The following is a 13,401-nucleotide window of genomic DNA, read 5'->3' as shown; positions in this document are numbered from 1 at the left end:
TCCAATACAGAAAGTTCAATATTATGTAAAATCAAATTGGTACGAGTGGAGTGGAGGAAATTCTGAAAAACACTGTGAAATACGGCAAATGGCGAGACCGCAAGGGCTCTACATTTAACAATGCAAGCGAAGCTTGGCTTGTGGGCCTCACAGTGCTTTTTCAGAATTTCCGGAACGCAACGTACTTCACGAACAAACATTACAACTAAACATGATCCTCCAAGCGCACAGAAATAATCTTAGACACCCCTGCATCAGCCATGGTCACACCGTACATAGCTCCAGCCGCAGCCATAGTCCCTCGGCGGTGGGTGACGACGATGAATTGGTTGCTATTGTCAAAGTGGTTCATGTAGTCTCCGAAGCGTTTGACATTGGCCTCATCGAGGGCGGCTTCGACCTCATCGAGGACGACAAATGGCACGGTCCGGACACGGAGGATGGCGAAAATCAGGGCCAGAGCGGTCAGTGCCTTTTCCCCACCACTCATCAGGTTAAGACTAGCCAGCTTCTTGCCTGGTGGCTGGACCTTGATTTCGACACCCGCAGTCAGCAGGTCATCGCTGGTCAGCTCAAGATCCGCCTTCCCGCCAGAAAACATCTGACTGAAGGTGCTCTGGAAGCTCGAGCGAATCGCATCAAAGGTAGATTTAAAACGGACAACGACCTCATCATTCATGTCATTAATCGTCGCCATCAGCATGTTCTTGGCCTCAAGAAGGTCATCCTTCTGGCTTGCCAAAAACTCATAGCGTTCATTGACCTCATCAAACTGAGGTATGGCCTCGAGATTGACCGGACCAAGCGCCCGAATCTGCCTTTCTAGGCGACGGAGCTGGCCTTCAGCTTCGTCAAGCTCGACATCGAGGGCTTCAGCCTTGGCCATCGCCTCATCAAAGCTCATTTCATAATCGCTAACCAAGCGTTCTTGAGCCTTTCTCAGTCCTGCCTCGGTCTGCTCCAACTGGAGCTCTAGGCGGGTCTTTTGAGTATGGAGTTCTTGATTGAGCTGGATGGCTTCCTGGTTTTGGGCTTCCAGGTCTTCCATTTGAGCCTGGAGATCCTCCCGCTCAAAGCGGAGGGAAACCTGCTTGACAGCGAATGCCTGGAGTTTTTCTTCGGTCTCCTGAAGCTGGGCGGCTGCCTGCTCACGGCTCTTATCATCAAGCTGAGACAGGTCGTCCCGGCTGGTCAGCTCTTCGATTTCTCTTGTGAGCTGGCTGAGACTGGCCTTGATACGACTGCTGTCAGAGCTGATGTGACGGAGCTCGCCCGCCATTTCAGACTGGCGAATTTTAGCCTGGTTGAGGCTGTCCGTCTTCGTGTTTTTAAGCGCGTTGAAGGCCTGGCTGTTGGACTTGACCTCTTCGAGCTCCTGGTCAAGCTTGGCCTTTTGGCCGGCAATTTTTTCGAGTTCCTGCTTAATAGCACTGTTATCAACTTCAAGCTCGGACATCCTGCCTGTGCCTGATTCTTCGGCAGAGAGATTCATCAAGGCCTGAAGATTAGCCTTCTGCTTTTGGGACTGCTCGACTTGGAGGGACAGACTCTTTTCAGCAAATCGCTTGTCTTCACCGAGTTGACGGGCTTCGGTCAGCCTCTCCTCAAGCCCTGTCTTTTCCTTCTGCAAGGCTTGCAGGGCCTGCTCTGAAGATTTTAAGGTTGCTTCAGAAATCTTGATTTCCTTAGAAAGTTGTTCAATTTCAGAACTGGTAAAGGTCGTGTTATTTCGCTTGCCAGCCCCCCCTGCATAAGAACCACCGGGGTTAATCTGACTGCCCTCAAGCGTGACAATCCGGACTGAATAGCCCATGCTTCTGGCAATCGCTGTCGCATGGTCTGTCGTGTCCACGATAATCGTCGTCCCTAAGAGGCTAGAAACCGCATTATATAGCCGGTCGTCAAAATTAACCAGATTGATGGCCAGGTCAATAAAACCAGGCATGCCTGAAATCTGCTGGTAGCGGTTGAATTCCCGGGGCTTGATGGTTGTCAGTGGCAGGAAGGTCGCCCGTCCCAGGCGTTTTTCTCGGAGGTAGTTAATGGCCCGCTTGGCGGCCTGCTCATCCTCTGTGATAATGTTTTGACTACCGCCAGCAAGGGCGATGTCCATGGCCGTATTGTACTTGCTGTCAAAGGTCAGGAGGTCGGCAACCACGCCAATGATACCGCCAATATTGCCTGCCGCCTGCATGACAGAGCGGACGCCCTGGTAGAGGTTGCTGTGGCTGTCCCGGATATTCTCAAGGCTGGCCAGTCTTGCCCTCTGCTTGTTGAGGACATCCATCTTGGCGTACATGTCCTGGCTCAGTTTTTCTTCCTGGGATGACATGGCTACGAGCTTGGCTGACTGGCTCTTGTAGTCTTCGAGCAGGTTTTCGATTTCAGCTGAGAGCTCAGCGAGTGAGGCTTCAAGCTTCTCGAGCTCTTGCCTTAGCGCCTCATATTTTTCTTGGTTTTCCTTGTCGGATTCAGACTGCTCAGACAGGCGTTTTCTGATGCTGTCGAGCTCGGCCTGGTTGCGGGTCAGCTGGTTGGAGCGTTCCGCCTCGTACTCGACCAGCTCGAGATAACTGGTCCTGAGGCGTTCTGATGCAGCTTCTGGGCTCTCTGAAAAACCCTGGACCTCAGCTTCGAGCTCTAGGATTTCCTGGTCAAGCCTGCTTTTTTCTGCTTCGAGCTTGGCCTGCTTTTCGATCAATGATTCGAGCTCTGCTTCAAGCTGGCTGACCTGTCTGCCCAGCTCTTTGGCCCGCTCTTCCCGTTCAGCCTGACTCTTCTCAGAAGAGGATTTTTCAAGGTCAAAGCGTTCGATTTGTCGCTCCAGCTGGTTTTTGAGCTCGGTCAGCGAGAAATTTTCAGCCTGGAGCTTTTCCTGGTCGCTCTCAACCTGGCTACGTCGGGCTTTGAGGCCGGCCACTTCTGCTTCATAGGCTGACTGGTTCTTGGCCTGCTCGGCGAGCTCCTGATTGACCGTCTTGAGCTCAGCCTTCATATGCTCGTATTGCTGGCGTTCATTGACGATTTGGGCAATCAAGACTGACAGGGCCAGGCTGACCCGTTCTGATTCCAGGCCTTGAAATTTCAAAGCCACATCCCGCTGGGCCCTGAGGGGCGTCAGCTGGCCATTCAGCTCAAAGATGATGTCTTCTAGCCGGTCTAAATTATCCTGAGTGCTGGCGAGTTTGGACTCTGTCTCCGCCTTGCGATTTTTGTACTTCAAAACTCCAGCTGCTTCTTCAAAGATGCTCCGGCGTTCTTCAGGCTTAGAATTAAAGACAGACTCAATCCGCCCTTGAGAGATAATCGAGAGGGAATCACGCCCCAGACCCGTATCTGTAAAGAGGTCATGGATGTCCCGAAGACGGCATTTCTTGCCGTTAATCAGGAAGTCTGAGTCGCCATTGCGATAAAGACGGCGGCTAATCACGACCTCATCATCCTCATCGTGGCCAGCCAAATAATCATCGCTATTATCAAAGGTCGCAATGACCTCGGCGTAGTTGAGCGCCCGGCGTTTTTCGGTTCCGGCAAAGATAACGTCCGGCATCTTGCCACCACGCAGGCTCTTGGCCGATTGTTCACCCAGGACCCAACGCAGGCTTTCAACGATGTTGGATTTCCCCGAACCATTGGGACCGACAACTGCGGTGACCCCCTGGTCAAATTCTATTTTTGTCCGGTCGGCAAATGACTTAAAGCCGACGATTTCCATTTTTTTCAGATACATTATGCTTGCTGTCCTTTGATGGCATTCTCAGCGGCGGCCTGCTCAGCAGACTTCTTTGACTTGCCGACACCACGGCCGAGCTCCTTGCCGTCATTGTAGACAGCAGCTAAAAATTCGAGGGCATGGGCAGGACCATTTTGCTCGAGAATCTTGTATTCAATCGGTGTATCGCCGTGAACCTGCAGGATTTCCTGGAGGGTCGTCTTGTAGTCGACCACACGGACATAGTCGTCCGCCTCCACATGGGGCACGACCACACGGTAGATAAACTTCCGGACAGCAGAAAGGCCAGCGTCCAAATAAAGGGCTCCAAGAAAGGCCTCAAAGAGGTTCTCAAGAATGGTATCCCGCTCCCGACCATGCATCTTTTCTTCGCCTCGACCGAGGAGCAAAAAGTCACCAAACTTACAGCGGCGTGAAAAATTCGCCAGCGATTCTGATCGGACAATCGACGACCGCATCTTAGAGAGCTCGCCTTCGAGCTTCTGGGGAAACTCCTGATAAAGGTATTCTGAAATCGTCAGTGACAAAGCCACATCTCCCAGAAACTCCAAACGTTCATTGTTTGCAATTTTTGGCAGGCGTTCTTCATTGGTATAGCTCGAGTGGGTAAAGGCCTTCTGGAGCAGGCTCTCGTCCTCAAAGACAATACCAAATTCACTTTTGAGGTGTTCTTGTAATGGGTCCATGGTTCCTCCTTTTGTTCAGCTTGAGTTTTACCCTTTATTATACCATATTTTAAGGCCAAGAATCCGAGATATTTACAAACTATTTACATCTTAATAGGCTTATCTTCTGCTATAATAAATAAGAGGAGAACATTTTATGTCACAAACAAAAATCCTAGCCCACCGGGGAAGCTCTGCCTACCGGCCAGAAAACATGCTTGAAGCCTTTCAACTTGCCATAGCGCAGGGAGCTGACGGAATTGAAATCGACGTCCAATTTAGCAAGAATGGAGAAATCGTCGTTGCCCACGATGAAAAAATTGACCGGGTCTCAAACGGGCAGGGCTACATCAAAGACTACAGCCTGACTGAGCTCAAGGCCTTTGACTTCAACCAGAAATTCCCAGAGCAGGACCGGGCTGAAATCCCAACCTTGCGAGAACTCTACAGCCTCATCAAAGACAGCAAACTCACGGTCAACTGCGAATTTAAGACCACTGAAGTCCTTTATCCTGGCCTCGTCAAAGCCACTATCAAGCTGGCCGAGGAGTTTGAGCTCACAGACCGCATCCTCTATTCTTCTTTTAATCACTACAGCCTCAAAGAAGCAAAGGCGATTTCGCCCAAGTCAGAAATTGGCCTCCTCTACGAGCTGGCCATGGTCGACCCCTGGCTCTATGCCCAGCATGTCGGAGCTGAATATATTCATCCGCCCTATCAGGTCATTCAGCATCTGCCTGAGACGGTCAAAGCCTGTCATGAAGCGGGCATTGGCGTCAATGTCTGGACAGCCAATGATAGCGAGGTCATGAAGGCCATGTTTGAGGCTGGTGTTGACAGTATTATCACAGATAAGCCTGATTTGGCCCTCAAAATAAGACAAGAATTTGAAGAAAAGAAAGCTTAAACTTAATATGGAAATCACACATCCCACAATAAAGGCCAAGGCAAATAAGGCCGAACGTTCATGGATGCTCTACGACCTGACGACAAACGCCTACGCCACCATCATCTTGACCGCCATCTTTCCCATCTATTTTAATGCAGTGGTCGGACACAGCGTCCTAGGGCTTGAGCTTAAAGGCTTTGCCTCAAGCTTCGTCATGCTTCTGACGGCCTTTCTCTGTCCTATCCTCGGGGCAGTTGGAGACCTGCCCGGCAAAAAGAAACGCTACTGGGCCATTTTTGCCTTCTCAGGTGCTGCCCTCACCCTTGGCCTCGTCTTTGCCTCTGGCTGGCAACTCCTCCTGCTCTTCTTTGTGCTTTCTAATATTGCCTATAACTGTGCCTTTCTCTTTTATGATAGCTTTATCACAGATGTCACGACCCCAGAACGGATGCACCGGGTGTCTACACAGGGCTTTGCCGTAGGCTATATTGGGGGTGGCCTCGTCACACTGATTATTTCAGCTGTCCTCCTGTTTACGATGGGGACGAGCAATCCTTTAGCCGTCAAGCTGAGTTTCCTACTGACCGCCCTCTGGTGGTTTGTCTTTAACATCCCGATGCTGAGGAATGTCAAACAGGTCCACAGTAATCCAAGAGGACTCGACCGGGGACTCTTCCGAGAGCTCTGGGCAACCCTCAAGGATATTTGGGCAGACAAGGGCCTGCGTTTCTATGTCCTGGCCTACTTCTTCTATATCGATGGCGTATCGACCGTGATTACGATGGCGACATCTTACGGTAGCGCCCTCGGCCTCTCTTCATCTATGATGATTTTGGCTTTGATTCTTACACAGACCGTTGCTGCTCCATTTTCTATTATTTTTGGTCGCCTGGCAACACGTTTTAATGCTATTCGGATGCTCCTAATTGCGATTGCTATCTACGTTATCATTTGTATTCTAGGCTTTGAGATGGGGCGGATGATTGAGACAGCCCCGAGCGGCCCTGCTCATGGCCTTGCCATCAGCCATGGCCAGATGATTTTCTGGATTGTTGCCTTTATGGTCGGCATGGTCCAAGGCGGTATCCAGGCCCTCTCTCGCTCCCAGTTTGCCCGGATGATTCCAACAGAACGAAGCAATGAATATTTCGGATTCTTTAATATTTTCAATCGCTTCGCCTCAATTTTGGGACCAGCACTCATGGCAGTAACCACACTGATGACAGGCTTCTCTTCATTTGGTATCCTGTCGCTTATCATTCTATTTTTCTTAGGTGCCCTCCTCCTCCTTGGAGGCCGAAAACACTTCCAAGAAGCCAACTAAAAAAAGCAGCCCAAGCTGCTTTTCTTATTGCCTTAAATCAATATGTCGGTTAATCTGCTCGATGATAAACATCCCGATGATCAGGCTGACAAACTCACCGCCTGCCAGCGTTGCCCAGGTGATCCAGAAGGGCAGCTGAAGCATAAAGTGTAGCTCTGCCGCAATGGTCACCATGCTGATGGCAAAGAAGACACTGAAGACCAGGAAACGCAGATTGACTGCACCGCCAAGGATTCTCTTGCCTTCAAGTCGCTTGGTAATCAGGACACCCAGTCCCAGGAAAATCAGGGTTGATCCTCCACCGACCAGAAAGTCCACCAGGCCAAGGTTACCAGGCACGATGACATTTGAGATGGCCACACCGAGCGTGACTGCCCAGAGATAGCGTTTGTTGTAGAAGGCCATAAAATTAAACATTTCTGAGAGGCGGAACTGAATCGGTCCGACTGCCAGATTAAATGAGGCCATGAGATAGGTCACGATGATATAGAGGGCACAAACAATCGCCCCCCGCACCAGTCCGTTGACTGAAAAGTGTGAGTTGGTATTTTCCAAAATATGCTCCTTTAGCAGTCTTCGCTGCTTCTAATATGCTTGGGCAAAGGTTGATAAGTCCCAAGGATCGCTTTTGCGACCTTTTTATTGTAGCAGATTCTGGCTGGTTTTCATAGTTTTGGAAATCCTAAAATCGTCAGAAAAAGTCGAGGGCTTATTGACAGCTACTCGACTTTTATCTTTTTTCATCATTTTATTTGATTGTCCAGCCCCCATCAATAGGAACAACCGCTCCACTCATATAGCTGGCTGCAGGGCTGGCCAAAAACAGGCTCAGCTCTGCCACCTCTTCGGGCTTAGCCCAGCGACCTGCTGGCGTCTCTCTGGCGACCCATTTAGCCATCTCGCCGTCATTTTCCAGAAAATCCTTGGCATTCATCGGCGTATCAATGGCACCTGGGGCGATGGCGAGGACCTGAATGCCAGATTTCGCTTCGTCCAGAGCTAACTGCTTCGTAAAGCCGACAATGGCATGTTTGCTGGCTGTATAGGCCAGGCCACCACCGCCTGCAACCAGGCCCGCGACAGAGGCCATGTTGATGATAACCCCTGACTTTTCGGCCTTCATCAGAGGCAAAAAAGCCTGAGTCATGAGAAAGACAGAATTCAGATTGGTCTCTAAGATCTTCTTCCAATAGGCAAAACTGGTCGACGACATGTCACTGTAATCGTCCAAGACACCTGCCGTATTGAGCAAAATATCGACCCGGCCTAATTTTTCAGACAGGCGCTGGACAGCTCCTTCATCCGAGACATCACAGAGCTCCAGCTGAAAACCGGGCTCAGCCAAGTCCTGCAGGTCTACCCCAATCACTTCAGCCCCGGCCTTCTGAAAGGCCCGAGCCTGGGCAAGGCCAATCCCGCTTGCTGCCCCGGTCACTAGGACCCGTTTCCCTGAAAAATCAATCATCGACCAGCTCCCAGTCGTCAGCCAAGACATCGCAAGGGGTCGGAGCCCACATCGAAAAGCCCTCGCCTTCGCCGTCTACATTGATCAAGAAATAAGGGGTCACGTCAAGCCTTTGGCCGGCCGTCTCAATGCTGTCATAGAGCTTCACATAGTTTTCAGCTCCGCCCCAGCCCTGGGTCCGAACAGCCTTTTTGCCTGCCTTGAGCAGGGGTAAAATTTCTTCAAAAGTCATATTTTTCCTCATTCTATTTAGGGTAAAAACAACAAAAAGGAAGGCCAAGAGCTTTAGCTAGAGCTTTCCTTTTTGTTGTACAAGCAGTCATATTTTAGCCAATATCCGCTCCAACAGGGATTTCAGGGTCGACGGTCAAGACCTTGAGCTTGCCGTCAAACTCAGCAGAGAGAATCATGCCCTCAGAGACATACTTCTTCATCATCTTCCGAGGTTTAAGATTTGCGACAATTTGCAATTTCTTACCGACGAGCTCTTGTTCGTTCGGATAGAATTTCGCAATGCCTGATAGGATGGTGCGGGTGCCCTTGTCGCCAGCGTTTAGCTCAAACTTCAAAAGCTTGTCAGAGCCTTCGACCTTCTCGACAGAAATCACTTCAGCGACCCGGATTTCAGCCTTGTCAAAGTCTGGGAATTCGATTTCTGACTTATTGAGAATCAGTTCTTTTTCTTCTGCCATCTCGTCTCCTGTCATCTGTGCCTTAATATATGCAACTTCTTCATCTCGGTCGAGACGTGGGAAGATAGGCTCTCCCTTGGCAACGACGGGACTTGTATAGGTCATGCCAAATTCCAAGTCTTCCAGTGAGAAGCTTTCTTGACTCAGGCCAAGCTGTCCGAAAATCTTAGTTGATGTCGCATGCATAAATGGTTGCAGGGTCGCCGCAATGATTCTAAGATTTTCTGCCAAATGATAGAGGACATTATTAAGTTTTGCCTTATCCTCATCTGACTTGGCCAGAAGCCATGGTGCCGTCTCATCAATGTATTTATTGGTCCGAGAAATCAAGCTCCAGATGTCTGACAGGGCCACAGAAAATTCAAACTTGTCCATGGCGGCGTGGTAGCCTGCCAGGGCTTTTTCACGGACTGTAGCCAGGTCAGCATCAAATTCAGTGGCAACACCTGTATTTTCAATTACACCAGCGTTGTACTTGTTAATCATCGCAACGGTACGGTTCAAGAGGTTGCCCAGGTCATTGGCCAGGTCAAAATTAATCCGGTCGATGTAGCTATCCGCCGTGAAATTCCCGTCATTTCCAAAAGGCATAGCCCGGAGAATGTAGTAACGGTAAGGGTCGAGACCATAGCGTTCGACCAGAGGCTCAGCGTAGATGACATTGCCAAAAGACTTGGACATCTTGCGACCGTTCACCTGGTACCAGCCGTGTCCGAAGACCTGTTGAGGTGGCTCCATGCCCAGGGCATGCAGGAAAATCGGCCAGTAGATGGTATGGAAGCGGAGGATGTCCTTGCCGACCATGTTCACGCCCGGCCAGAATTTCTGATAAAGGCTGTCATCTTCACTTTGGTAGCCCAGGGCTGTTACATAGTTAAAGAGGGCGTCGAGCCAGACATAGATGACATGCTTAGGATTCGACTTGATCGGAATCCCCCAGGTAAAGGTCGTCCGGGATACGGCCAGGTCTTCGAGGCCGGGCTTGATGAAGGTGTTGATCATCTCATTCTTACGAATTTCAGGCTCGATGAAATTAGGATGGCTTTCATAGTATTCCAACAGCCAATCTGCATACTTACCCATCCGGAAGAAATAAGACTCTTCTTCGACCCACTCGACTTCGTGCCCGCTCGGTGCGACACCGCCTGTGATTTTGCCATCAGCGTCCCGATAGACCTCTTCCAACTGACTCTCTGTGAAGAACTCTTCATCAGAGACAGAGTACCAGCCAGCGTATTTGCCCAGATAGATGTCATCTTGAGCCAGGAGCTTTTCAAAAATCTTCTGGACAGCTTCTTCATGATAGCCATCGGTCGTCCGGATGAATTTGTCATACTTTATATCTAATAATTCCCAAAGTTTTTTGACATCTTCAGCCATCGGGTCCAGATATTGCTTAGGCGTAAGGCCGGCCTCTTTGGCCTTGTTTTCAATCTTTTGCCCGTGTTCATCGAGTCCCGTCAGATAAAAGGTCTCGTAGCCCATGAGTCGCTTGTAGCGAGCCAGGACGTCACAGGCAATGGTCGTATAAGTTGAGCCCAGATGCAACTTGCCTGAAGGATAATAGATCGGCGTCGTGATGTAGAAAGTCTTGTTTTCTGTCATGTTTTTCTCCATATTAGCAGGCAAATGAGACCCGCTTGTTTACAGTGTTTCAAAGAAAATTATAGCATAATCACGGGGCAAATGCTTTTATGCTATAATGATTTTTATAATATTATAGAGGATACTAAAAATGACTTATACTTTTATTTCATGGAATATCGACAGTCTCAACGCCGCCCTGACAGGAACCAGCGAACGGGCAGCCTTATCTATGGCTGTCGTTGACAAGCTGGCCGGCCTCAAGCCTGATGTCCTAGCCATTCAGGAGACCAAGCTCAATGACGACCCTAAGAAAACAGATAAAATCTTAGGCTTACTATCTGAAAAATTTCCAGAATATGAGATTGTCCACCGAATCTCGACACCACCAGCCCGCAAAGGCTATGCCGGCACCATGATGCTCTACAAGAAGGCCCTCCCAGAGCCTGTCGTGAGCTTCCCAGAAATCTCTGCCCCTGACACCATGGACAGTGAGGGACGGATTGTAAGCCTCGAATTCCCTGACTTCTTTGTGACAACCGTCTACACGCCAAATGCAGGCGATGGCCTCAAACGGCTAGACCTGCGTGGCGAATGGGACGATGCCTACCGGGCCTATCTTGAAGGCTTAGACCAGCAAAAGCCTGTCTTTGCCTCAGGCGACTTCAACGCCGCCTATCAAGAGATTGACCTGGCCAATCCCAATAACAACCGCAATAATCCAGGCTTTACCGACCAGGAACGTGAAAAATTTGGCCTTCTTCTGAAGGCTGGCTTTACTGATAGCTTCCGTCATCTTCATGGCCAGATTGAAGGGGTCTACAGCTGGTTTTCACAGCGGTCTAAGATGGCTAAAATCAACAATACCGGCTGGAGAATCGACTACTGGTTGACCTCTGACCGGGTCGCTGACAAGGTCAAGAAGTCTGAAGTCCTCGATACCGGGGCCCGGCAGGACCATCTTCCTATTCTTTTAGAAGTTGACTTGTGAGATAAAGCGCTGTTTTAGATCTTTTGAGGACAGCTAGCCAGATTAAAAAATCAGATGCTTTACACTTTACTAAGAGTTGCCTCGGCAACTTTTTTTATTTCATCATTTTTTCTAGCTCACTTAACAAAAGTAATCGCATTGACTTTGACTCAAAAATCATTACATGATAAAATTGTCATATGATGAATAAAGCATATAAAAATAAAAATCTCTTGCTCTATCTAGTCGCCCTCGCACTCTATCTCCTTGCAACCTTTCTCCCCTTCCTGCCTTACGGAATCGCAGTCGTCTGCTACCTCCTATCGATGCTTCTGGCAGGTTCACATCTGATTCATGAGGGTTTTAGAGAAACGATTAGGGCCAGTATTGCAGCTAGAAATTTCATTCCTAATATCCATATCCTCATGCTGTTGGCAGCTATTGGCTCCATCCTCCTCACTGCCTTCGAGGAGGCCAGCCTCCTCATCCTGATTTTTGCGGCCGCCCATTTTCTTGAAGAATATGCTGAAGCCAAAAGCCGACGAGAAATTACGAAGCTCATGGCCATCAGCCCGCAAAAGGCCCGCCGGATTGGCCCGGATAATCAATGGCAGAGCGTCGATGTCAGCAGTCTGCAAGTCGGCGACCGGCTCATGGTCCTGCCAGGCGACCAGATTGCATCCGACGGCTCTGTTATCTCTGGTCACAGCACGGTCAATGAGGCCACCATCACTGGCGAGAGCATGCCCAAGGAAAAGATGACCGGCAGTCCCCTCTACGCTGCAACCATCAACGGTAGTGGCAGTCTGACCATGGAGGTCGAAAAAGAGGTCCTCAATAGTCTATTTTCTAAAATTCTTAGAATGGTCGAGACTGCCCAGAAGAATCTGACCCCTAAAGCCTCCCGCATCAAAAAGCTTGAGCCCTTCTATGTGAAGACCGTCATCTACCTGATCCCTGCTGTCTTTTTAATTTTTATGCTCACAGGCCTCTCTATCTATGCTTCTTATGAAAAAAGTCTGATTTTCTTAGTCGCTGCCTCCCCCTGTGCCCTGGCGGCATCAGCCATTCCGGCCAGCCTTTCTGCCCTCTCTCGCCTGGCCAAGGCCGGCGTCCTCTTCAAAGGAGCTAGCTACCTCTCTGAGCTGACTGACATCCAAAAGATTGTCTTTGACAAGACTGGCACACTGACCCGTGGCAAGCCTGAGTTGACCGACCTAATTTTTCTAGATAAAGACAATGAAGCCCTCTACCGGATAATCATCGCCAGCATGGAAAAAGAGGCCAACCATCCTTTGGCCGATGCTATCCGAGAGGCCCTGCCCGATGGGGCAATCCTGGATCTAACGGTCGAAAATAAGATAGGACAGGGACTCCTAGCAGATTATCAGGGCCATCACTACCGCCTCTTCAAGGCTGAGTTGGAAGAGGAGAATGTCCTGAGCCTTGCCAGCCAAGGCAAGACCGTCGTCAACCTTCAAAAAGATGGCGAAAGCGTCGCCCTCCTAGCCTTTCGAGACCTCCCCCATCCCAAGGCTCAATCCGCCATCTCCTACCTCAAGCAGGAAAAGATTCAGCCGGTCATGCTTACGGGCGACAATCGCCTAACGGCTAAGGCCCTGGCTGATGAGCTGGGCATTGACAAGGTCTTTAGCAACCGCCTCCCCAGCGAAAAGTCTCATATCATTGATGAGCTCAAGGAGGAAGGACCTACGGCCATGATTGGCGACGGAGTCAACGACGCCCCTGCCCTAGCCAAGGCCAATGTCGGCATTGCCATGGGCCAGGGGACGGACGTCGCCATTGAGGTCGCTGACGTCGTTCTCATGCAAAACGACCTCTCCAAGCTCGTTCTCGCCCACAGGACTGCCAAGTCAATGAATCGCATCGTCTGGGAGAACATGATTTTTTCCTTCTGCATGGTCATCTTCCTTGTCAGTCTTAATTTTATTGCCGATTCTAATATCAATCTCTCTGTCCTGGCCCACGAGGGCTCTACCCTGCTTGTCATCCTGAACAGTCTTAGACTTTTACTTCCAGATAAAATTGTTGTAAAATAGAGTTATTCTAATGAAAGCA

10 protein-coding genes and 1 riboswitch are annotated in these 13,401 nt (G+C 49.8%); of the genes, 4 read left to right on the top strand and 6 right to left on the bottom strand.

What is annotated here, in order from left to right; genetic code table 11:
- Positions 1 to 205 precede the first annotated feature (205 nt).
- Entirely contained in the window at positions 206 to 3,730 is a 3,525-nt protein-coding gene (smc, locus tag NtB2_RS04115; protein ID WP_109245682.1) for a chromosome segregation protein SMC, read from the bottom strand.
- On the bottom strand, positions 3,730 to 4,419 hold the full coding sequence (rnc, locus tag NtB2_RS04110; RefSeq protein WP_109245681.1) for a ribonuclease III: 690 nt from the start codon (positions 4,417 to 4,419) through the stop codon (positions 3,730 to 3,732). The genes smc and rnc overlap by 1 nt, the downstream gene beginning before the upstream one ends.
- A 136-nt stretch (positions 4,420 to 4,555) precedes the next feature.
- On the opposite strand from rnc, the gene NtB2_RS04105 reads away from it, so the two are divergent.
- Together NtB2_RS04105 and NtB2_RS04100 are read left to right on the top strand one after the other, a co-directional pair.
- The gene (locus NtB2_RS04105; protein WP_109245680.1) at positions 4,556 to 5,305 is read left to right on the top strand and encodes a glycerophosphodiester phosphodiesterase; all 750 of its coding nucleotides are present in this window, start codon (positions 4,556 to 4,558) and stop codon (positions 5,303 to 5,305) included.
- 7 nt (positions 5,306 to 5,312) lie between these two features.
- Positions 5,313 to 6,611: an MFS transporter gene (locus NtB2_RS04100; RefSeq protein WP_109245679.1), complete on the top strand. Its 1,299-nt coding sequence runs from the start codon at positions 5,313 to 5,315 to the stop codon at positions 6,609 to 6,611.
- A gap of 24 nt (positions 6,612 to 6,635) precedes the next feature.
- On the opposite strand, the gene NtB2_RS04095 is transcribed toward NtB2_RS04100, so the two are convergent.
- The 4 genes from NtB2_RS04095 to metG form a co-directional block, all read right to left on the bottom strand.
- Positions 6,636 to 7,166, bottom strand: a complete 531-nt coding sequence (locus tag NtB2_RS04095) for a QueT transporter family protein (RefSeq protein ID WP_174683336.1) — start codon at positions 7,164 to 7,166, stop codon at positions 6,636 to 6,638.
- Positions 7,164 to 7,263: riboswitch (PreQ1 riboswitch) on the bottom strand. Its footprint overlaps the gene before it by 3 nt.
- A gap of 96 nt (positions 7,264 to 7,359) precedes the next feature.
- Positions 7,360 to 8,076 carry a 3-oxoacyl-ACP reductase gene (locus NtB2_RS04090; protein WP_109245678.1) on the bottom strand — a complete coding sequence of 239 codons (717 nt, stop codon included), beginning with the start codon at positions 8,074 to 8,076 and terminating at the stop codon, positions 7,360 to 7,362.
- Positions 8,069 to 8,308, bottom strand: coding sequence for a DUF2829 domain-containing protein (locus NtB2_RS04085; RefSeq protein ID WP_109245677.1), 240 nt, complete (start codon positions 8,306 to 8,308; stop codon positions 8,069 to 8,071). Before NtB2_RS04085 ends, NtB2_RS04090 begins: the two co-directional genes overlap by 8 nt.
- Positions 8,309 to 8,402: 94 nt before the next feature.
- Positions 8,403 to 10,373, bottom strand: coding sequence for a methionine--tRNA ligase (gene metG, locus NtB2_RS04080; protein WP_109245676.1), 1,971 nt, complete (start codon positions 10,371 to 10,373; stop codon positions 8,403 to 8,405).
- 130 nt (positions 10,374 to 10,503) lie between these two features.
- On the opposite strand from metG, the gene NtB2_RS04075 reads away from it, so the two are divergent.
- Positions 10,504 to 11,343: an exodeoxyribonuclease III gene (locus NtB2_RS04075; protein WP_109245675.1), complete on the top strand. Its 840-nt coding sequence runs from the start codon at positions 10,504 to 10,506 to the stop codon at positions 11,341 to 11,343.
- Positions 11,344 to 11,522: 179 nt separating this feature from the next.
- Positions 11,523 to 13,382 carry a heavy metal translocating P-type ATPase gene (locus NtB2_RS04070; protein ID WP_109245674.1) on the top strand — a complete coding sequence of 620 codons (1,860 nt, stop codon included), beginning with the start codon at positions 11,523 to 11,525 and terminating at the stop codon, positions 13,380 to 13,382.
- Positions 13,383 to 13,401: the final 19 nt, after the last annotated feature.

It is taken from the genome of Lactococcus termiticola, from assembly GCF_003116835.1.
Lineage (GTDB): Bacteria > Bacillota > Bacilli > Lactobacillales > Streptococcaceae > Lactococcus > Lactococcus termiticola.
Note: the sequence above shows the minus strand (reverse complement) of the source record. Positions and strands in the feature narration are given on the sequence as shown.